This window comes from Lancefieldella parvula DNF00906 (assembly GCF_000758945.1).
Taxonomy (GTDB): domain Bacteria; phylum Actinomycetota; class Coriobacteriia; order Coriobacteriales; family Atopobiaceae; genus Lancefieldella; species Lancefieldella parvula_C.
This window is the reverse complement of record NZ_JRND01000014.1, coordinates 84,225-105,488: the sequence shown is the minus strand read 5'-3', so window position 1 is coordinate 105,488 and position 21,264 is coordinate 84,225. Positions and strand designations below refer to the sequence as shown.

Below are 21,264 nucleotides of genomic sequence, written 5' to 3'. Positions count from 1 at the left end.
TTTGAAAATTCACGTTCTTCTCGCGACTTTATCGAGTGAAAAGAGTTAGACGTGGCAACTATCAGCACCGCAGATTTTAAGAACGGCCTTGGCCTTAAGATTAACGATAAGTACTACACCATCGTTGAGTTCCAGCATGTAAAGCCAGGTAAGGGCGGCGCTTTTGTCCGCTATAAGATTCGTGACCTTCGTTCTGGCCGCGTTATTGATCAGACCTGCAACGCTGGCACCAAGTTTGAGAACGTTCTTCTGCTCACCAAAGAGATGCAGTACCTCTACAACGACGGTGAGTCCTTCTACTTCATGGACAATGAGACTTACGATCAGGTAGCCGTTCCTGCTGATTTCATTGGCGAGAAGAGCGTCTGGTTCAAGGAGAACGATAACGCACAGCTTCTCTACGCAGACACTGAGCTTCTTGGCGTTGAGCCTCCAATGTTCATTGAGGCAGAGATCACTGAGACCGACCCAGGCTTTAAGGGTGACACTGTTCAGGGTGGTACTAAGCCAGCAACTATTGAGACTGGTGCAACGCTTCAGGTTCCAATGTATCTGAACCAGGGTGAGCGCATTAAGGTTGACACCCGCGACGGCAAGTTTGTTTCTCGCGTTTAATGCATTTTCTTTGGGCACATAAGCGCCCAACAGTATTAAGTAATTATTGCAAAGACAGTTTGTCTTTTTAGGGGGTAGACATGGCTGAAACAGAGCTTCGTATAGCAGGCATCGGCATCTCAAAAGATGTAATTTCAACGGTTGTCTCCGGCGCAGCTGGAAGTGTTGAAGGTGTTGCCTCCGTTGGCGGAAACGATACCCTGGCATCCAACCTTATTAACGTCTTTACCAGCAGAAGTCTTGCACCAGAGAAGGCTGTTGAGGCAGGCGTAGAGAACGGTCAGCTTCATCTTGGAGTTCACCTTACCGTTTTCTATGGCTATCCTTTCACAAAGCTTGCTTCTGAGGTAAGACTTGCTGTTGCAACTGCCGTAAACGAGCAGATTGGCGTCAGCATTGCTTCCGTTGATGTTTACATTGACAGCCTTGTTTTTCCTAAGGAGTAGGCTTGAGCGTTAAGTTTTTTGGACGTACCCGCGCCCGTAGCCAAGCACTACAGCTTTTGTTCCAGGCTGAAGCCACTAATCGCAGCGTTCTTGAGGTCCTCGACGGAGACTACACGCTCTCCGAGGGACCTCTTGACGAGTATGCACAGTCACTGGCAGTAGGAGCAGATGGCATCAGAGATGATCTTGACGACATCATTGCTGCTTACTCAAAGGATTGGGCAATAGATCGCATGCCTTCTGTTGACCGCAATCTTCTAAGAATTTCTCTCTACGAGATTCTGGAGGTTCCAGAGGTTGACGTTGCTGTTGCTATTAACGAGGTAGTTGACCTTGCTCGCGCCTACTGTGGTGACGATTCTCCTCGTTTTATTAATGGTGTTCTCGGCCGTATTGTTGACGATGTTGAGGCTGGAGAAGATATTTATTCTCTGTGCCATAAGCAGTCTGCTGAGCAGGACAATTCTGAAGAAGAGCCAGTAAGCTCTGTGGAAGATGCAGAGTAGCCATGGCAAAAATCGATACGTCTGAATATCAGAGTTTTGACCAGATAACCGCAAGGCTTGATTCGATTGTTGATCAAGTTCGCGATAAGAACGTCTCGCTGGAACATTCCCTTGACCTCTTTGATGAGGCAATTGCTCTAGGTTCAAAGGCTGTCAACATGGTTGACACCACAGAGTTTACGCCGGAAGAGGAAGAGCGTCTGGTTCAGGCTCAGGCAGCAGGGGATGCAGCTTACGCAACTGGCGCAGCAGCTACCACTGGTGAGCAGGCTTCTTCTGAGCAGGTTGAGGCTTCAGCTGCAGATGAAACGTCGTCTGATGACGCGGTTTCAGAAAGCGATGAGCACTAGTGGCTCAACGCATTTCTCGCCAAAGGCTCGATAAAGAGCTGGTTAGGCAAGGATTTTTCAAGGACACTCAAGCTGCATTACGTGCAATTCTTGCGGGTGATGTTTCTACGCGTGACAGAAGATTAACTTCAGCAGGAGAGCTTGTTCCTGAGGGATTGTTTCTGCACGTAAAAGGTGCTATTCCATACGTGAGCCGAGGCGGACTTAAGCTCGAGCGTGCCTTTGAAGTTTTTGATTTTACGGTTCAACAGAAAAAATGTTTAGATATTGGCTGTTCAACTGGTGGTTTTACCGATTGTCTGCTTCAACATGGAGCTGCTTCGGTTACCTCGGTTGATGTTGGCTATGCGCAGTTTGATTGGTCGCTCAGAAACGACAGCAGGGTTGAACTGATCGAACGTACAAATATTACGTCCCTGCCAGAAATGGGCTACTCGCACGTTTTTGATGTTGCTGTGTGTGACGTATCGTTTACGTCAATCTTGTCAATTCTTCCTTCTGTTTTAGATGTTCTAGCTCCTGAAGGAGCCTTTGTTACGCTGGTCAAACCGCAGTTTGAAGCTAAGAGGGAAGAAGTGGGTGAGGGCGGTATTGTGACTGATGCCTCCGTGCGTCTGCAAACGCTGCAAAAGGTTTCCGATGCGTTTAAGGAAGCTCGGATGGGTCCTTTGGGCGCGTGTGAAAGTCCTATTCACGGTGCTAAGGGCAACGTGGAATATTTACTGTTTGGACAGCTTGAGGCAGGTTCGCATGATTTGGATCTTGTTTCAGTGGTATCGAGTCATTCTGTAGAAATAGTGAAATAGAACGAATGTTCTATTTTGTAGTATTGTTTGTAGTTTTTTAGGTATACTAAGTACATCGAATCAGACGCTTTAACTGTTTCAGTTGTGCAATCAAGCAAAATCGGGAGAGTGGTTTGCGTGAAGGTGCTTCTTGTTCCAAATTATTCAAGAGAAGTTGCTGTTTCTGGTGCACGTGAACTTGAAGAATGGCTCTTTGAGCAGGGCTGTGATGTTCAATGGGCACACGATAAAAAGCTGTTCCCGGATAAAGTTGTAGATTGTTCTGATTGCCAGCTTGTTATTTCTCTTGGTGGAGACGGAACGCTTCTGAGGGCCGCCAAAATTGTTGAGTATTCAGAAATTCCAATTTTGGGCATCTCTTATGGTCACCTTGGCTTTTTAACCAGCGCAACTCCTCATCAAATGATTGAGATGGTAGCTGATGCTCTTGCTGGAGAGCTCCATGTATCTAGAAGAGCAACACTTGCAATAGAAACAGAGTATGAGCTTCCATCTGGAGAAACTTACGTCGAGAAGACCTTCTCGCTCAATGATTTTGCAGTTTCCAGAGGTGGAGCAGGCGATATGGTTGAGTTTACGGTTTCTGTATCAGGCAACCATATTGATAAGCTTCGCGGTGATGGTTTTGTTGTTAGTACGGCAACTGGATCCACCGGCTATGCTCTTGCTGCTGGTGGCCCTATTGTTACGCCAGAGTTCTCGGGAATGGTTTGTGTGCCAATCGCACCACATACTATTTTGGCTCGTGCATTCCTTACCTCTCCTTCTGATGTGGTTGAAATTACCATGTCAAAAGATAGACCAGCAACATGTCACTTCTTCTCTGATGGACAAAACATTAAGCATCCAGAAGAGGGTGTGGCTACCAAAGCTCGTATTAGCCGTGGACCAGGAGATATCATTCTGCTTGATAGAAGCGCTGATAGTTTCTATCGTTCAGTTTCTCGAGTATTTTACGGTAAAACTGGTCAGTAAGCAGGTCGCATATGCTTGATGAACTTCGTGTGCAAAATGTCGCACTTATTGAAGATGCTTCTCTTGCACCCGCCTCAGGTTTAACTGTTTTAACAGGAGAGACAGGTGCTGGTAAAACCGCTCTTTTATCTTCCATTAAGCTTTTAGTAGGAGAGCGCGCTGATGCTTCTGCAGTAAGAGAAGGAACAGACGCTCTTAGGGTTGAGGCACGCTTTTTTACCTCGCCAGAAGATCAAGAGGGCATTGTAGTCTCTAGAAAAGTCTCTGCTGATGGCAGAGGCAGAGTAGAGATTGATGGCCACATGGCATCAGTTAAAGAACTGGCCGGAGGTATTGGAACATCAATTGATCTTTGTGGTCAGCATGAGCATCAAAGACTACTTGACGTAAAAAATCATGTCAGCATGTTGGATGCATGGATTGGATCAGATATTCAATCTTGTCAGACAGAGTATGTAGACGCTCTTCATGCTTACCATGCTGCAATCGCTGAACTTCAACGAGTTATTGAAGTAAGCCAGTCTAGCAATGCAAAGATTGATGAAGCGGCATTTCTTGTTCAAAGAATTGATGAGGTCTCTCCTAAAGAAGGGGAGCTAGAAGACTTAGAAGAGCAACTTCCTCGGTTTGAGCACGCAGAGGCTCTTCTTCAAGCTGCAGGAGGAACACATGAGTTGCTCTCAGGAGATGAGGGCGTTATTGATTCTCTCTCTGATGCAGTTCAGATGCTTCAAAGTGCTGCAACGTTTGATGCTACGCTAGGTAACTATGCAGAGTCTCTTTCAAGTGCACTTATAGAGATTGAGGATGTTTCTTCAGAGCTCAGAAGCTATGTTGGATCTCTCGATTTTGATGAAGAAGCACTTGAAGAGATGCAAAGTCGTATGGCTCGTCTTCAGGGTCTTATGAGAACGTATGGCCCTGGTATGAAAGATGTATTTAAAAAATACCAGGCAGCTCAAAATCTTCTTGAGGTTACAAGAGACACAGAAAAGCTTGTCCGTGAGGCACAGGCAGAAGTAGATAAAGCAAAAGAAACTCTTACCGTAAAGGCTCAGGCACTTAAAAAGGTTCGTGTTGCTGCAGCTCCAAAACTTTGTGATGCTGTTACTAAGCAAATGAGTCATCTGCAGATGGGTTCAGCTCAGATTGAATTGAACTTTGAAGATCTTCCTTTTGAGCAGTGGAATAAAGTTGGCTCTACAAAGATTGAGCTTATGTATAAGCCTTCAGCTCAGATGACTGCTCGTCCGCTTAGAAAGATTGCCTCTGGTGGTGAGGTTTCTCGTGTCATGCTCGCATGTAAAGTGGTTCTGGGAGAGTCTGACGTCTGCGATACGCTCGTATTTGATGAGGTTGACGCTGGCGTTGGTGGAGCTACTGCCGTTGCTCTTGCAGAGGTTTTAGCGCAGCTTGCTAAAACACATCAGGTGATTGTGGTAACTCACTTGCCACAGGTTGCTGTTATGGCCTCTAAACAGTATGTAGTCTCAAAGACAGAAGAACATAACGCGCTCCCTGTAACTTCTCTTACAGAGGTTTCTGGTACTCAAAGAGAAGAAGAGATTGCACGCATGCTTTCAGGCTCTATAACTGAGGCTTCTTTGGCTCACGCGCATGAGCTGCTGTCAGAAGTCCGCTAGATTTTTCAGAACTATATGGACATAACAATGTATTTGTTTGGAGATTAAATTTCTCGGCACTATGGGCCTTAAAGCGGAATAATATAAAGACCCGTAGAAATGTAATTGGCTAATCTTACCTACGGGAGTAATCCATGACCAAGCACATATTTGTAACAGGTGGCGTTGTTTCCTCTCTTGGAAAAGGAATCACTGCTGCATCTCTCGGCCGACTTCTTAAGGCTCGTGGCTATAAGGTCATGATGCAAAAGGCTGACCCATATCTCAATGTTGACCCAGGCACTATGAGTCCTTTCCAGCATGGTGAGGTTTTTGTCACTGAGGACGGTAAAGAGACTGACCTTGACCTTGGTCATTATGAGCGCTTTATTGACGAGAATCTTACCAGGGAGTCTAACTTCACCACTGGCCTCATTTATCAGTCTTTGATTCAGCGTGAGCGCGCTGGAGACTTCCTTGGTGGTACAGTCCAGGTTATTCCTCATGTAACTGATGCAATTAAAGCTCGTTTTGCCCGCATTGAAGAGGTTACTAACGCAGATGTAGTCATTACAGAGCTTGGTGGCACCATTGGCGATATTGAGTCACAGCCTTTTGTTGAGGCAATTCGCCAGTTTAGAAAAGAGCGTGGTGCAAGCAACGTGGCTATTATTCACGTAAGTCTTGTTCCTTATATTGCAGCAGCTCATGAGGTTAAGACTAAGCCTACGCAGCACTCCGTAAAAGAGCTTCGCTCCCTTGGTATTCAGCCAGACTTTATCGTCTGCCGTTCTAGCCATTCCGTGGATGAATCTATTCGCGAGAAAATCGCTAATTTCTGCGACGTCGATGCAGATTGCGTTTTTGAGAACAATGATCTGCCTTCAATTTACGATGTTCCAGCACATCTGGCAGCACAGGGATTTGACAAGAAGGTACTTGAGCGCCTTGGTCTTGAAGTCCGTCCAAGTGATCTTGGCAGCTGGGAAGCATTTACTTCCGCTATGCATAAGGCAAATGCGCTTGAAGACGCAACAAGAATTTATGTTGTCGGCAAGTATACGCAGTTGCCTGATGCCTACCTTTCTGTTATTGAGGCACTTCACCACTCTGGTATTTTCTACGGCAGACACGTTGACATCCGCCTGGTAAATGGTGAAGAGCTGACAGAAGAAGACGTAGAGCAGGAGCTTGCTGGTGCAGATGGTATTTTGGTTCCTGGCGGCTTTGGTCTTCGCGGCGTAGAGGGCAAGATGGTTGCTATTCGTCGTGCTCGTGAGCTCAAGATTCCTTACCTTGGTGTTTGCCTTGGTATGCAGATGGCTGTTACTGAGTTTGCTCGTGACGTCTGCGGCATGGAGGGTGCAAATTCAGCAGAGTTCGGTCCAGATACTCCATACCCTGTCATCGATCTTATGCCTGATCAGGAGGATATTACTGACAAGGGCGGTACCATGCGCCTTGGTTCTTATCCTTGCAAGGTTGTTGAGGGAACTCTTGCCCATGAGGCATATGGCAACAACTTGGTTTACGAGCGTCATCGTCACCGCTATGAGGTAAGCAACGTATTCCGTAATCAACTTGTTGAAGCTGGTCTGGTAGTTTCTGGTGTTTCTCCAGACGATCGCCTTGTAGAAATGATTGAGCTTCCAGAGTCTGTTCACCCATGGTTTGTTGCAAGCCAGGCACATCCAGAGTTTAAGAGCCGTCCAACTCATCCTGCACCTTTGTTCCGTGAGTTTGCACGTGCCGCAATCGCTCATCATGAGGGTGTTGACCGTCATGATGTAAATCAGGCTCTCTAAGCAGAATTTTTAATAGGGAAGAATACTTATGGACCTCGCTCAGGCGCGTACAGAATTTTTAGCGTACGTCGCTGTTGAGCGAGGTCTTTCTGTAAATACGCTTGATGCCTATACCAGAGATTTAGAGGGTTATTTGCTTTGGCTGAATGGCAAAAAGATTACTTTGCCCAGCCAGGTGACTCGCTCCGATGTTGAAGAGTACATAGGCTCTCTTAGAGATTTAGGAATGGCTCCAGCTTCGGTTGAGCGCCACACTGCGGCACTTAGAAACTTCCACAAGTTTATGGCTGTTGAGCAAATTTGTGAGTCATCTCCAGCTGAAGATTTACCTACCGCAGCAAGAATTCAAAGGCTTCCTGATGTTATCTCTCAAGAGAAGGCAGAGGAGCTGCTTGACCAGCCGTTCCCTAATTCGCCCCTAGGCATTCGCGATAGAGCAATACTTGAGTTGCTGTATGGGTGTGGGCTTCGTGTGTCTGAGCTTTGCGATCTTGAGGTTCGAGGTGTCCTTCTAGAAGATGAACTCTTGCGTGTTTTTGGTAAGGGTTCCAAAGAGCGCGTAGTCCCTGTGTTGGGCTCTGCGTATCGTGCACTTAAAACATACCTTTATGAGGCTCGCTCGCTTTTGCTTAAGCATGGTCAGGTGTCTGAGGTGTTTGTAAACGCCAGAGGTGGACGTATTTCTCGCCAGTCGGTACATAAATTGGTGGCAAATTACGGCAGGGTAGTGGGAATTGAAAGATTGCACCCTCACACACTACGCCACAGTTTTGCCACGCATCTGCTAGAAGGCGGTGCTGACCTTCGCTCGGTGCAGGAGCTTTTGGGACACGTTGATATTTCAACTACACAGCTCTATACGCACGTAGATAGGTCTCACATTAGAGATGTGTATCTTGAGGCGCACCCAAGAGCTCACGTTCGTACGGACAAATAGACGAGCTTGATGCAACCGTGACTTGCGCTTGACGCAAGCGTGGGACAGGTGTGGGGCAAAGTGGTGACTTCGTAAAAGCAAGACGAAGGTTTTGTTTGAGTAACGTGTGATTTTCGCCACGAGTTCACCACAATTTCCCCAAAAATTTTCACTTCATAAAAAATTTAATAAATCGTGTCTAAGACTAAGAAAATCCGTTCTTTTGTAGTTCGGATTTTTTTAAACACTACATATTGTGGTCTTGCTCTATCAATTCACATCTACGTTAAACCCCAGCTAGACCATAAGAAAAATACTTGGTGTTGGAAAGTGTTTTCTAGTGTGTGTAAGTGTCGGAATGAGTTATATTTATTTCACGTTCAATCGACGGACTATGCCCAAGCGTTGCCGCGCACACACAACACAAACACAGCCCGCGCGGCAAGGGGCGCCAACGTGAAAGGGGGAGACATGCTTACTGGTCAGTATCAGCGCTCGCTGGACTCCAAGATTCGCGTGACTCTTCCTGCACCTCAGCGCAAGCAGCTTGGCGATGTCGTCATCTTGCTCCGTCGACAGGACGCGCTTTACGGCTACTCACCTGAGGCGTATGAGGCTTGGATTGCAAGTCTGAACCTCAACCCAAGGAACCGCGACGACGTCACAGCACTTCGCATGCTGAACGCAGCAGCAACAACCGTCGACATTGACTCGGCCGGCCGCGTTGCTCTGGGAAAGATTGACGAGTCCGATCCACAGGCTAGGGAGAAGCTCCAGCTTGACCGCGACGTCACCATTGTCGGTAACGGCGACCACTTTGAGATTTGGAACACCAACAAGTGGAACAGCCTCTTCTCGGCAGATGACCGCGTTGCAACGCTCGAGGACCTCATCTTTGGCGCCTAGTGAGGCGAGAAGATCGTGAAGGTAGAAGACGGTAACTTGAAAGTCGAATATCGGCACCAACCAGTAATGCTTGCAGAAGTGCTGCGCGAGCTGGACCCCAAGCCAGGTGAAGTTGTTTGCGACTGCACCTTGGGAGGAGCGGGTCACACCGTAGAGATGGCAAAGCTGATTGCTCCAGACGGTCTTTCCATTGGAATTGATCAGGACGCAATGGCTCATCAAGCAGCAGCTGCTCGTCTGAAGCAAGAAGTACCAAACGCGGAGTTTTTGCCGCTTAAGGGAAACTTTGGCAATCTCGATGAACTTCTCGTCTCTGCAGAAGTCCCCGGAGTTGACTGTTTCCTCTTTGACATTGGTGTTTCTTCTCCTCAGCTTGATATCCCAGAGCGAGGCTTTTCGTACCACGAAGATGCCCCGTTGGATATGCGAATGGACCCGGGCAAACAAACTCCAACTGCACAAGAGGTCATCAACACCTACAACGAAGCCGACCTCGCCCGAATCCTTCGAATTTACGGAGACGAGAAATTTGCCTCACGCATTGCACGACGCATTGTACAAACGCGAGAAAAGCGTCCCATCCAAACGACGCTTGAGCTTGTTGAGGTAATCAAGGCGGCAATTCCCGCAGCAGCGCGTCGTCACGGCGGACATCCCGCCAGAAAGACGTTCCAAGCACTTCGTATTGAAGTGAACCACGAGCTTGAGGTTTTGGAGCGCGGACTACGCTGTGCAATTGCCTGGGCTAATCCAGGAGGCAGGATTTGCGTTATCTCGTACCACTCGCTTGAAGATCGCATTGTCAAGCACGTGTTCTCCGAGCTCAGTCAAGGTTGTATCTGCCCGCCAGACCTTCCGGTTTGTATGTGCGGTCAAGTGCCGATAGTTGACGTGATTACGCGCAAACCTCTTGTGGCAACTCCAGAAGAGATTGAGCGCAACCCAAGGGCGAGAAGTGCCCTGATGAGGGTAGCGGTTAAACGCGACCCAGAGAAATGAAGTACCCCATAGCACTTGTTGCTTGTTGTGAAGAAGTTTTTGAAGGGATTGAAGTTTAATGGCACGTTACGGATCAGAAGCTGTAGCACGCACAACTCAGTTTGAGCATGAGTACGCTCCTGAACAGAGCACTCGCTCATCTTTTGAGGTTGTCCCTGGTGGCGGCCTTGATGCTGATGCTCGCCGTGGCGTAAGCAGCCAGTTCATTCAGCGTGTCAAGCTTATTGCTGTTGCTGCAGCACTCTTCTTGACGCTTGGTGTTGTCCGTATTGGTATCTCTACCGCTACGGTTTCAACTCTTCAGGCTAACAACGTCATCAGAAATGAAATGCGCGCAACAACCGCAACTAACGATTCCCTGCGCGTTTCTCGCTCCCTGCTTGCAAGCACTACACGTATTGAGCGTATTGCTACTCAGAATTACGGCATGACTCTTGAGACAAATCGTCCTGTTGTAGATGTAAGCGACAACGCTTAGGCGTAAAATATACGTTGTGAGTACGCAGAATCGACATACTCGCGCATCGCGCAGAAAAACTCCTGAGGCCTCGTACGACGAGGCCTCTCGTGTGCATTTTCGTGGTCATCGTGGTAGCAGCGGTGGCTCGGACGGTGTTGGCCATGAAGGCAGACTCCGTCGCGTAGCAGCTGCTATGGCTATTATGGTGGCAATTGTCGTCTTAAGGCTTGCATGGCTGCAAATCTTTACGGCAGCAGATCTTGCAAAGGGTGCCGAGAATAACCGCACAAACGATATTGTCTTGCACGCTCGCCGCGGTACCATTTACGACCGCAACGGCAACGTCTTGGCCATGAGCGTTGATTGCAAAGACATCTACGCCAATCCTTCAGAGATCAAAGACGCCAGCACTGTAGCTCAGGTTTTTGCCTCGCTTCTAGGCGGAAGTCCTTCAGACTATCTTGGGGACCTGCAGCAAGACACCACCTTTGTTTACGTGCGTCGTCGTGTTGACACGGATACCGCTTCCAAGATTGAAAAAGCACTTGACGAGAAAAACCTCAAAGGCGTCTATTTTGTTAACAACACCAAGCGTGTCTATCCATATGGCAACGTTGGCGTTCAGATTCTAGGCTTTGTAAACGCTGATAATGAGGGCGCTTCTGGCCTGGAGTATTACTACAACGATATCCTTGCGGGCACTAACGGTCACATGATTGTAGAGACCGGCGCTGGTGGTACGCCAATTGCGGGCGGTACTTCAAACATCACTGAGGCACAAAACGGCCAGGATATTGTTCTTTCCATTGATATTGAGCTGCAGAAGAAGGCAGAAGAGCAGCTGACTGCTGCAGTAAAAGACTTTGAGGCCCAGCAGGGTGGCTCAATCATGGCTATGAATCCTCGTACCGGAGAGATTTATGCCGCAGCTTCATACCCTCTGCCAGATTTTAAGAGCGATAACGGCGTTGACTACGAATCTCTCAACCTCAAGCTTGTCTCAAGTATCTATGAGCCAGGCTCCGTATTTAAGGTAATTACTACCTCAATTGGTATAGATGACAACCTCTTTGGTCCAAATTCAACCTTCAATATCCCAACCGAGCTCAAAGTTGGCGATAACAAGGTTACCGACGACGACTGGCGTACCAGCGCCATGGACATGAGCGTAAGAGAGATGCTCAGGCGTTCTTCTAACGTTGGTATGGCTTTCCTTGAGACGCAGCTCATAGGTGATGAGCGCTTCGCGGCAGGAATTGATAAGTTCGGCATTGGACACACCACAGGCATTGACTTCCCAGGAGAGGCTACAGGAATTGTTCGCTCTCTGGACGAATACGAGGGTCCAACTGGCGGAAACATGGCATTTGGTCAGGGCCTTGCAATTCCATTTATCCAGGTTATTCGCGCGTACACCGCTGTTGCCAATAAGGGAACTATGGTGACTCCGCATTTTATGGTTTCAAAGGGCGGTCAAGAGGTTACCTGGCCTACTAAAGACGTTATCTCCGCTTCCACAGCTTCAGCCGAGCTTGACATGATGACCACTGTTGTCAAAGAAGGCACCGGTGTTCGTGCAGGCATCTATGGCTATACCGTTGCTGGTAAAACAGGTACTGGCCAGCAGGTTGTGGAAGAAACCGGCTCGTACGGCGAGAATTCCGGTTTTGTTGACTCTTTCTGCGGTATCGTGAACCCTTCAGAATCTGACCTGATGGTTTACGTTGGTCTTAACGATACCCACCAGCTTGCATCGCAATCTGCTGCTGTGGTCTTCTCGCAATTTGCAAAAGACGCAGCTACACGCCTTAATATTCAACCAATCAATAACTAGGAGAGCTCATGGTTAAGCTTTCGGTTGAACAGATAGTCGCAGCTACTCACGCACAGCTGCTCCACCGTGGAACTCGCGAGGTTGCGGGCTCGGCCGTCATTGACTCCCGCGAGGTCCAGGACGGCTCGCTCTTCGTGGCCTTTGCTGGCGAGAAGGTCAATGGAAACTCGTATCTTTTATCTGCTGCCCAGGCGGGCGCTGCTGTTGTAGTGGCATCTGAGCCTGTAGCAGACAATCTGCTCGACAACCTGGCCGCCACCGGAGTCAGCGTTCTTGAAGCCGCTGATGATGACTGTGAGGCGTTCCTGCTGGCTCTTGCCGCTGCCTGGCGAGAAGCCCATCCAAACTGGCTGGTTGTGGGCGTAACTGGATCGGTTGGTAAGACTACCACCAAAGAAATGCTCCGTCGCGGCATCGGCGCAACCCGTCGCGTACATGCTACCGCCGGCAATCACAACAACCTTATTGGCCTGCCACTCACGGTGCTTTCTACTCCAGAAGACACTGAGGTACTTGTGCTTGAGCTGGGCATGAATCATGCCGGTGAGATTACCAGGCTTACCTCTGTTGCCCGTCCAACAGTGGCGGTCATTACCAATGTTGGTACCAGCCACATCGGTCTTCTCGGCAGCAGAGAAAACATTGCGCGCGCCAAGGCAGAGATTGTTTCTGGCATGTGCGCATTTGGCTCAATTGAGCCTACGCTTATTCAGGCTTCGGCAGGGGATTACACCAAGTTCATTGCAGACGAGTTTGCTCGCCCTGCTCACGTTGTTTGCAAGACAGTGGGCGCAACAGAGGCTGACGTCATGAGCGCACAGCAGGTTACGCTTGACGAGGAAGGCCTTCCAACTGCCACCATCGTTGCTGCGTCCGGCTGGTCACGCACGGTAACCCTTGAGGTACCTGGGCGCGTTGTGGTAGACGACCTTCTTTTGGCACTTGAGGCTATAGAGACGCTTGGTCTTGATCTTGACGCTGCTGCAGAGGCTATTGAGCAGATGCCTGCCACTCGTATGCGTCTTTCGGTACTTGACGCACCCTGTGGTGCCAAGATTATTGACGATTCTTACAACGCAAGCCCTAACTCAACAGCTGCAGCGCTTGACGTGTTGATGCAGATGCCAGCGGTAGGTCGCCGCATTGCTCTTATCGGAGAGATTGGTGAGCTTGGACCAGAGGAGAAGCGCCTTCACGGTTATGTGGGTGCCTATATTGCTGCTAAGAACCCAGACCTTGTTGCCTTTGTAGGCACGGGAGCCGCGCGTGAAATGGTTGAAGCTGCGCGCGTTATGGGATTCTCGGAAGATAAAATTGAACAGTTCAGTGATGTCAACGAAGCACTTTCCGTGCTCGGACCAGTACTTGCGCAAGGAGACGTTCTTCTCGCCAAGGCATCGAGGTCTGCCCAGCTTGATATTTTTGTAAAAGGAGTTACTGAGTAATGTTTTACCAGACTATTTACCCAACATACCAGGTGTTTGTTGCGCTTGGTGTCTCCTGCATCATCACTTTGGTCTTAATGCCGCTCTTCATCAAACTGATGAAGAAAGAGGGAGTGGGTCAGCAGGTTCGTGCTGACGGCCCTCAGCAGCACCTGGTCAAGCAGGGTACTCCTACTATGGGCGGCGTCGTTATGCTGGTAAGCATTGTGCTGACCTGTATTGCACTTGCTCAGTGGAACACCGACCTCATTCTTGCTATGGCAGCTATGCTGCTCACAGGCTCGCTTGGTCTTCTGGACGATATCGAGTCTGTTGCTCATGGTAGAAGCCTTGGCCTTACCGCATCTCAGAAGATGGCTGGACTTATTACCATTTCTGTGGCATTTTGCCTGGCAGCAGTCAATATTTGGGGTATTACTCCTATTATTGCGTTCCCCGGTGGCCTTGATATCAACCTGGGCATCCTCACTACTACGGTCAATTTAGGTGGAAACGTACTTTCTATTCCTTGGCTGTACCTGTTCTTTGTCTTTTTGCTCATGGCAGGCCTTTCCAACGCTGTCAATCTGACCGACGGTCTTGATGGCCTGGCTGGTGGCTGCGTTATGGTTGTCATGATTTTTATGGCGGCGGTAGCTTTCCGCTATGGCGAGAGTAGCCTTGCTGTTTTTGCCGCATCTATCGCCGGCGCTTGTATTGGTTTTTTGTGGTTTAACAGCTATCCTGCAAGCATTTTTATGGGCGATACCGGCTCTCTTGCCTGGGGTGCTGCCTTTGCAGCTCTGGCCGTTCTCACTAAGACCGAGGTAGTTTCCCTGGTCATGGGTGGTCTTTTTATCATCGAGGCACTGTCCGTTATCATTCAGGTTGTCAGCTACAAAGCAACTAAAAAGCGCGTATTCTTGATGGCTCCACTGCATCATCACTTTGAGAAACTTGGCTGGAACGAGACAAAAGTTGTCTTTAGGTTCTGGATTATTTCTGGTGCCTTTGCTGCTCTGGGATTTGCCCTGTACTTCCAGCTTCATTAAAGGTATTGCCCTAGGAAAGGATCGCCTGCGTGTCGCTTCTAGAAACACTTGGAAATGTATGTGTTCTTGGTTTTGGTAAGACCGGCGTCTCTGTCTGCACGTATTTGCTGCAGCAGCCAGAGGGTCGTGTGTCTTCCGTAACTCTTGTGGGCGGCGCAGATGCTACTGTTGGCGAGAAGATCCAAGAGCTTGCAGACTCAGGCGTACAGGTACAATGCGGCTCTGATCAAGTTAAGGGTACCTTTGACTTGACTATTGCATCTCCTGGTATTCCAGACACCTCTGAGCTGTTCTTAAGTGCAAAGGCAGCTTCTAAGCAGATTATGGGCGAGCCAGAGTTTGCCTATCAAGAGAGTCCTTCACAGTGGATTGGTATTACCGGCACAAACGGTAAAACTACTACCACAAGCTTGACCACGTCTATTCTGCAGTATGCGGGTCTTGATGCAAGCGCTGTTGGCAATATTGGTCTTACTATTACTGACCAACTTGCAGAGAGAAAGCCTAAGAGCTGGTTTGTAGCAGAGCTTTCAAGCTTCCAGCTTGCTACTACTCAAAAATTGCATCCTCACGTTGCAATGCTTTTAAACATTACGCCTGATCACCTTGAGTGGCATGGTTCACTCGAGGCGTACGCAGCAGCTAAAGAGAAGATTTTTGCCAACCTTGATGCAAATGACCTGGCAATTGTTTCTGACTTGGATGAGTTTTGCCAAGACGTGTCTTCTCGCCTTGAGGCTCGAGGCATTGCCGTATGCCATCTTGCTCAGACAGATCCCGGTACACAAAACGCCGCCTTTGTACGCACTGGTGCGCTGGTAGTCAGGCTATCTGGTAAAGAGATGGAGCTTGTAGCAGCTGATGCACTCCACATTAGGGGAGCGCACAATGCACTCAACGCTCTTGCTGCAGCTGCATGTGGCCTATTCCTGGGACTTGATATTGTTTCTATTAGGCATGCCCTGTTGGACTTTATGCCGCTTGAGCACAGAATTGAGCCAGTTGATACGGTTAATGGTGTTTTGTACGTTAACGATTCCAAAGCAACAAACACTGATTCAGTTGAAAAATCATTAACTTCGTTCCCAGGTAAAGACGTTATTTTGCTACTTGGTGGTCACGATAAGGGCACAGAGCTTGATGAGTTCGCTCAGAAGGTGTCCGCTACCTGTGCATACGCAATCTGCTTTGGAGAGGCAGGTCCTCGCTTTGCAGAGGCGCTTCGCCGCGTTTCTGGCGGCCATGCAGAAGTGGTAGAAGAGCCTCATATGCATGAAGCTTTTGACCGTGCGGTAGAGCTTGCTCGTCCAGGTTCTGTAGTGCTTCTCTCACCAGCATGTTCCTCATTTGACGAGTTCACAGGCATGGCTCAGCGTGGTCGTGTCTTTAAACAGCTGGTGGCAGATCTTGCTCAAAAAGAGAGCGGTCGATAATGGCTACCAGCAGAAACAGAACAGGGGAGCGCGCGCAGCAACCACGTACTTCTCGCCAGAAATCTTCCGAGGGCTCGCAGGCTAAAGGCCGCTTTGGTGCTATTCCAGAGCGTTTTATGCAGCCTCGTCTGGTGCTTCTGGTATCAACGGCTATTCTGGTGTGCTTTGGCCTGGTAATGATTTATTCCGCATCCTCGATTTCTGCAATGACTTCTGAGGACATGGGCTATAACCCCTTCTACTACGTGCAGCGTCAGCTTGGCTTTGCTGCGGCAGGAGTTGCGTTAGCGTTTATTGTTTCTCGCATTGACTACCGTGCAGTAGTAAGAAATCTCCAGGTACCTATCTGGGTTGTGACCATTGGAATGCTGGCAATTATTTTTACTCCTATTGCTGGCGCTGATGCATATGGTGCAACCCGTTGGATTTCAATTGGACCGTTTTCTTTCCAGCCGTCTGAGTTTGCAAAGATTACCATCTTAATTTCTGTCTCGTACCTGGCTCAGCAGTACTTTATCGATCAGACCATAGATCAGATGGAGTTCTTTAAAAAGTTTGCTATTGCTGCGCTTGCGCCACTGCTTCTTATTTTGGCCCAGCCAGACAAGGGCTCCACATTGATTATTGTGGGAACACTTTTGGTCATTGGCTACCTTGCCGATGTTGACCGAAGGGTTCTGGCAACTATTGCTGTTGCTGGCTTTATTGGCTTTGTCTTCTTATCTCTTAAAGATGATTATTCTCGTGCTCGCGTTGTGACTATGTTCAACCCTTGGGCCGATTATTACGGTGCAGGTTATCAGCTTGCACAGGGCTTTTATGCCTTTGGCTCTGGCGGTATTTTTGGTGTTGGCTTTGGTTTTTCTCGCCAGAAATATTCCTATCTGCCTATGGCTCACAATGACTTTATTTTTGCGGTTATTGGAGAAGAGCTGGGCTTTATTGGCGTTTTGGGTCTTTTGGCTGTATTTGGCGCACTGGTGTGGGCAGGCTTTAAGATTGCTCGCTATGCACCAGATTTGACCGGCAGGCTTATTGCTGCAGGTTGTACCTCTATGTTTATCATTCAGGCCTTTGTTAACATCGGTGGTGTTTTGGGCCTTTTGCCTCTTTCTGGTAAGCCTCTGCCGTTTATCTCATACGGCGGTTCAACCATCATGTCTAGTATCTTGATGGTTGGTCTTTTGATGTCTGTTTCAAGGCAGTCAAGGCTTCCAGAAACCGAGTACGATAGGCAGCGCGCTTCTTGGAGCATAGCTGAAGAGCAGGATACCTTTGATGCTCCAGGTTTTGCTGGTCTTACCATGGTTGACGGTGGGGTAGGAGTAGGCATGCCACTCCCACGTTCTTCTCGCCCTAAGAGCAGCGCACAAAGCTCCGCGCGCCCATCACGAGGCGTTTTGCGCTCAAGAGATGACGACACCCCTCAAGGCCGTATTACGACAGACGCCTCCGGAAGGCGCAGAATTGATTTAGGACCTTCTGCATCGGACAGGCTTCGTGGAAACAACGCCAGGCCTCGCCGATAGCTGATTTCTAGGAGATGGATTGCATGGCAGAACAGAAGAAACTCTCTGTTGCAATTGCTGCAGGTGGAACCGCTGGTCACATTAACCCAGCTCTGGCTCTAGCTGAGGAGCTTCGTGAGCGCGGTCACCAGGTTACGTTTTACGGTCAGCCCAACAAGCTTGAAGGTACGCTGGTACCTGAGGCAGGATTTGAGCTGGTACCTATCCATGTAAATGGCTTTGACCGCAGACGTCCTTGGACGCTCATCAGCGCGGCATACAATCTTGAGCGCGCAAAGATGCAGCTGCACAAGCGCTTCAAAGAGCAGGGTGCACCTGATGTTGCTATTGGTTTTGGCGCCTATGTTGAGCTGCCTTTGCTTCAGCTTTGCGCAAAGCTACACATCCCGTATTTGATTCATGAGCAGAACTCAGTAACTGGTCTTGCTAACCGAGTATCTGCTGGTAAAGCATCTAAGGTGTGCATTGCATTCCCAGAGGCTCGTAAGGCTTTTGAGGGTCACGTAAAGGCTCAAGACTCCATTGTGGTTACCGGCAATCCTGTACGTAAGAGTGTTCTTTCTGCTGACAGAGCCGCCTCGAGGCAAGAGTTGGGTATTGCAGACAATCAGACATTGCTGCTTATCTTTGGCGGTAGTTTGGGCGCGCGTAGCATCAACGAGACGTTTGCTGCGCTTAAGCAGGAGCTTCTTGACCGTCCTAACCTGCGCATCATTCAGTCAACAGGCCAGAAGCTCTACGACGAGGTTGTCTCGCTTATGAAGCTTTCTGACGAGGAGGCTGCTCGCTGGGAGATTAAGTCCTACATCTCCAACATGGGTGCCACCCTTGCTGCGGCTGATCTGGTGGTTTCTCGCTCCGGAGCATCTTCTGTGGCCGAGATTGCGGCGCTTGAGCTCCCCAGCATTTTGGTGCCGTACCCTCTGGCAACAGCAGATCACCAGACTACTAACGCGCATTTGTTGTCGGACGCGGGAGCAGCTATTCTGGTGCCAGATAACCAGGTGGACACCACGACCTTCTCGACAGCTCTGTTTGAGCTGGTAGATAGTGCGGACCTGCGCAAAAAGCTCTCCGAGGCAGCCGCTACACTTGACCAGCGCAGCGCCGCATCTCTTGTGGCTGACGCTGTGGAAAGTGCCGTTTGTGGCGCATAAAACATTCGGTTTTGCGTTAGAGTAAACATGTCTTGGTATGCCCAAGACTCAAACGATAACAATACTTGGAAAGGCTCTCTTATGGCAGATTCCATGGGCGAGAAGACCATCTCGCGTGCACATTTTATTGGAATTGGTGGCGCAGGTATGAGCGGAATTGCGCTTGTTCTGCACGAGCGCGGCTGCACCGTTACCGGCTCCGATCTAAAGAGCTCCCATTATGTTAGAGAGCTTGAAGATGCAGGTATTCAGGTAAGCATCGGCCACACCGCAGCCACTATTGACGCTGTGATGCCTGATGTCATTGTTACCTCAACCGCAATCCCAGAGACAAACCCAGAGGTTATTCGTGCGTGCGAACTTTCCATTCCCATTTGGCCTCGCGCTAAGATGCTCTCGTATTTGTCGCGCGGCCGCAAGACCATTGCTGTTGCGGGCACTCACGGCAAGACCACCACATCTTCTATGGTTGCTACCATGCTGGATAAACTTGGCGCTGATCCATCATTTTTGATTGGTGGCGTTGTTGAGGGCTACGATACCAACGGTAAAAACGGTAACGGCCAGTACTTTGTCTGCGAAGCGGACGAGTCTGACGGTTCGTTTATGTTCCTTAACCCTAACGTGGTTGTTGTCACCAATATTGAGGCAGATCACCTTGACCACTACGGCTCTCTCGAGAATATCGAGAAGACCTTCTGTGAGTTTATGAGCTTGCTTGATAAGGAAGAAACCGTTGTTATCAACGGCGATAATCCTCATTACGTTGAGCTTGCTCAGTCAACTGGTAGGCACGTGGTCACCTACGGCTTTGATTCAAGCTGCGATTTTGTTTGCACACAGGAGGAGAGAAAAGCTGGAATTGAGAATCCTCTTACCATCAAGACTCCTTCTGGTCAGACTATCTCTGTGGTACTTCCAGCTAACCCTGGTAAGCACAATGTTGCTAACGCAACCGCTGCAATTGCCGTTGCCGATGCCCTTGGCTTTGATCTTGAGGAAGCTGCTGCGGCGCTGTCGCAGTTCAAGGGCGCACGCCGTCGCTTTACGCACGTAGGCGACATCAACGGTATTACCGTCGTAGACGATTACGGCCACCATCCAACCGAGATTGCAGCAACCATGTCTGCAGCTCTACCTCTTGGCTTCAAGCGCGTTGTTGTTGTTTTCCAGCCACACCGCTACAGCAGAACGCAAGATCTGGCAGATTCGTTTGCACACGCGTTTGACGGCATTGACGTTTTGCGCGTCATGGATGTCTTCTCCGCAGGTGAGCTACCTATTCCAGGTGTCTCGGGCAAGACTGTCTCTTCAAGGGTTGAGGCTGCTCATACTGTTTCTGACGTGCGTTACATCCCTTCTCGCCGAGATCTTATCGCAGACCTTCTTGATACGGTTAAGCCAGGAGATCTGCTGATTACTCAGGGCGCAGGTGACGTCACTCAGATTGGACCAATGTTTATCCGCGCACTCAAAGAGCGTCTTCAGAACCACTAGGACCTCTGCCGTGAGCTTGTTTAACGCCTATGTAAGCCTTTCTGGGGCCCTTGATGCAACAATCAAGCAAGATGAGCCGCTGAGCCACCATACCTCCTTTAGGATTGGTGGTAAGGCGTCGCTTTTTGCCGCTGTTCACAGCCATGCGGCGCTGGTGCGTGTACTTGAGGTGCTTGCAGCTAATCGAGTTGATTGGGTGCTTTTGGGCAAGGGTTCAAACATCCTTGTCTCTGATAAGGGCTACAACGGCTGCGTTATTGTGCTCGACGATGAGCTTTCTACCATTTCAGTTGGCGAGAATAATCTCATTACTGCAGGTGCAGGTGCGCTTACGGCACGCGTATGCAATGAGGCCATGAAAGCAGGCCTTTCTGGCCTTGAGATGTGTGCTGGTATCCCCGGAACTATCGGCGGCGCTCTTTCGATGAACGCAGGTACCAGGCATGATTGGATTGGTAAAGCCGTCCGTGATTGCGTGGTGCTAAAGCCTGGTAAGGGTCTTGTACGTTACGATGCCTCCGAGATTGAATGGGGTTATCGCTACACTACGTTTGCACCAGATGAGATCATTCTTGAGGCAACGTTTGCGCTGACAGCATCTAATCGTCCTAAAGTTGCTCTTGGCATGGATACACTCTTGCAGCGTAGAAGAAATACTCAGCCAACTGGTCAGCTTTGCTGCGGTTCTGTTTTTAAGAATCCAGGTAGTAGGTCTGCTGGTGCACTTATTGAAGAGTGTGGTCTTAAGGGAGCTACTGAGGGCGGCGCACAAATTTCTGATGTTCATGCCAACTTTATTGTGAATACCGGTAACGCCACCGCCTCAGATGTCATTGCACTTATGCGCAGAGCACACGATGCGGTCCAAGAAAAGTTTGACATTGATCTTCAGCCAGAGGTTAAACTTCTGGGTTTTGGGGCATAGGGAAGAT

20 protein-coding genes are annotated in these 21,264 nt (G+C 49.2%); all 20 read left to right on the top strand.

Annotated features, from left to right (window positions below):
- The first annotated feature begins 51 nt into the window (after positions 1-51).
- Complete coding sequence (gene efp, locus HMPREF1647_RS02660) at positions 52-615, top strand: elongation factor P (RefSeq protein ID WP_012808557.1); 564 nt, start codon at positions 52-54, stop codon at positions 613-615.
- An 80-nt stretch (positions 616-695) separates the two neighbouring features.
- On the top strand, positions 696-1,061 hold the full coding sequence (locus HMPREF1647_RS02655; protein ID WP_035428027.1) for an Asp23/Gls24 family envelope stress response protein: 366 nt from the start codon (positions 696-698) through the stop codon (positions 1,059-1,061).
- A 2-nt stretch (positions 1,062-1,063) separates the two neighbouring features.
- Positions 1,064-1,567, top strand: a complete 504-nt coding sequence (gene nusB, locus HMPREF1647_RS02650) for a transcription antitermination factor NusB (RefSeq protein WP_035431817.1) — start codon at positions 1,064-1,066, stop codon at positions 1,565-1,567.
- A gap of 2 nt (positions 1,568-1,569) precedes the next feature.
- Complete coding sequence (locus HMPREF1647_RS02645; RefSeq protein WP_035431816.1) at positions 1,570-1,917, top strand: exodeoxyribonuclease VII small subunit; 348 nt, start codon at positions 1,570-1,572, stop codon at positions 1,915-1,917.
- Positions 1,917-2,723 carry a TlyA family RNA methyltransferase gene (locus tag HMPREF1647_RS02640; RefSeq protein WP_035431815.1) on the top strand — a complete coding sequence of 269 codons (807 nt, stop codon included), beginning with the start codon at positions 1,917-1,919 and terminating at the stop codon, positions 2,721-2,723. The genes HMPREF1647_RS02645 and HMPREF1647_RS02640 overlap by 1 nt, the downstream gene beginning before the upstream one ends.
- A 117-nt stretch (positions 2,724-2,840) precedes the next feature.
- Positions 2,841-3,698, top strand: a complete 858-nt coding sequence (locus tag HMPREF1647_RS02635) for an NAD(+)/NADH kinase (protein ID WP_035431814.1) — start codon at positions 2,841-2,843, stop codon at positions 3,696-3,698.
- A gap of 11 nt (positions 3,699-3,709) precedes the next feature.
- Complete coding sequence (locus HMPREF1647_RS02630) at positions 3,710-5,341, top strand: DNA repair protein RecN (protein WP_035431813.1); 1,632 nt, start codon at positions 3,710-3,712, stop codon at positions 5,339-5,341.
- Between the two features lie 134 nt (positions 5,342-5,475).
- Positions 5,476-7,125, top strand: a complete 1,650-nt coding sequence (locus tag HMPREF1647_RS02625) for a CTP synthase (RefSeq protein ID WP_035431812.1) — start codon at positions 5,476-5,478, stop codon at positions 7,123-7,125.
- Between the two features lie 28 nt (positions 7,126-7,153).
- Positions 7,154-8,062 carry a site-specific tyrosine recombinase XerD gene (gene xerD / locus HMPREF1647_RS02620; RefSeq protein WP_035431810.1) on the top strand — a complete coding sequence of 303 codons (909 nt, stop codon included), beginning with the start codon at positions 7,154-7,156 and terminating at the stop codon, positions 8,060-8,062.
- Between the two features lie 435 nt (positions 8,063-8,497).
- The gene (locus HMPREF1647_RS02615; protein WP_232215582.1) at positions 8,498-8,947 is read left to right on the top strand and encodes a division/cell wall cluster transcriptional repressor MraZ; all 450 of its coding nucleotides are present in this window, start codon (positions 8,498-8,500) and stop codon (positions 8,945-8,947) included.
- Positions 8,948-8,983: 36 nt separating this feature from the next.
- Complete coding sequence (rsmH, locus tag HMPREF1647_RS02610) at positions 8,984-9,946, top strand: 16S rRNA (cytosine(1402)-N(4))-methyltransferase RsmH (protein WP_156095539.1); 963 nt, start codon at positions 8,984-8,986, stop codon at positions 9,944-9,946.
- A gap of 58 nt (positions 9,947-10,004) precedes the next feature.
- Complete coding sequence (locus HMPREF1647_RS02605) at positions 10,005-10,424, top strand: FtsB/FtsL family cell division protein (protein ID WP_035431806.1); 420 nt, start codon at positions 10,005-10,007, stop codon at positions 10,422-10,424.
- 16 nt (positions 10,425-10,440) lie between these two features.
- Positions 10,441-12,240: a peptidoglycan D,D-transpeptidase FtsI family protein gene (locus HMPREF1647_RS02600; RefSeq protein WP_262363795.1), complete on the top strand. Its 1,800-nt coding sequence runs from the start codon at positions 10,441-10,443 to the stop codon at positions 12,238-12,240.
- 8 nt (positions 12,241-12,248) lie between these two features.
- Positions 12,249-13,685, top strand: a complete 1,437-nt coding sequence (locus HMPREF1647_RS02595; RefSeq protein ID WP_035431804.1) for a UDP-N-acetylmuramoyl-tripeptide--D-alanyl-D-alanine ligase — start codon at positions 12,249-12,251, stop codon at positions 13,683-13,685.
- Complete coding sequence (gene mraY / locus HMPREF1647_RS02590; protein WP_035431802.1) at positions 13,685-14,716, top strand: phospho-N-acetylmuramoyl-pentapeptide-transferase; 1,032 nt, start codon at positions 13,685-13,687, stop codon at positions 14,714-14,716. The genes HMPREF1647_RS02595 and mraY overlap by 1 nt, the downstream gene beginning before the upstream one ends.
- Before the next feature lie 29 nt (positions 14,717-14,745).
- Positions 14,746-16,149 (top strand): UDP-N-acetylmuramoyl-L-alanine--D-glutamate ligase, encoded by a 1,404-nt coding sequence (murD, locus tag HMPREF1647_RS02585; RefSeq protein WP_035431800.1) that lies wholly within the window; start codon positions 14,746-14,748, stop codon positions 16,147-16,149.
- The gene (gene ftsW / locus HMPREF1647_RS02580) at positions 16,149-17,678 is read left to right on the top strand and encodes a putative lipid II flippase FtsW (RefSeq protein WP_035431798.1); all 1,530 of its coding nucleotides are present in this window, start codon (positions 16,149-16,151) and stop codon (positions 17,676-17,678) included. Before murD ends, ftsW begins: the two co-directional genes overlap by 1 nt.
- Before the next feature lie 23 nt (positions 17,679-17,701).
- Positions 17,702-18,835 carry an undecaprenyldiphospho-muramoylpentapeptide beta-N-acetylglucosaminyltransferase gene (gene murG, locus HMPREF1647_RS02575; RefSeq protein WP_035431795.1) on the top strand — a complete coding sequence of 378 codons (1,134 nt, stop codon included), beginning with the start codon at positions 17,702-17,704 and terminating at the stop codon, positions 18,833-18,835.
- A gap of 81 nt (positions 18,836-18,916) precedes the next feature.
- Entirely contained in the window at positions 18,917-20,332 is a 1,416-nt protein-coding gene (gene murC / locus HMPREF1647_RS02570) for a UDP-N-acetylmuramate--L-alanine ligase (RefSeq protein ID WP_052039105.1), read from the top strand.
- A 10-nt stretch (positions 20,333-20,342) separates the two neighbouring features.
- Complete coding sequence (murB, locus tag HMPREF1647_RS02565) at positions 20,343-21,257, top strand: UDP-N-acetylmuramate dehydrogenase (protein WP_035431793.1); 915 nt, start codon at positions 20,343-20,345, stop codon at positions 21,255-21,257.
- Positions 21,258-21,264: the final 7 nt, after the last annotated feature.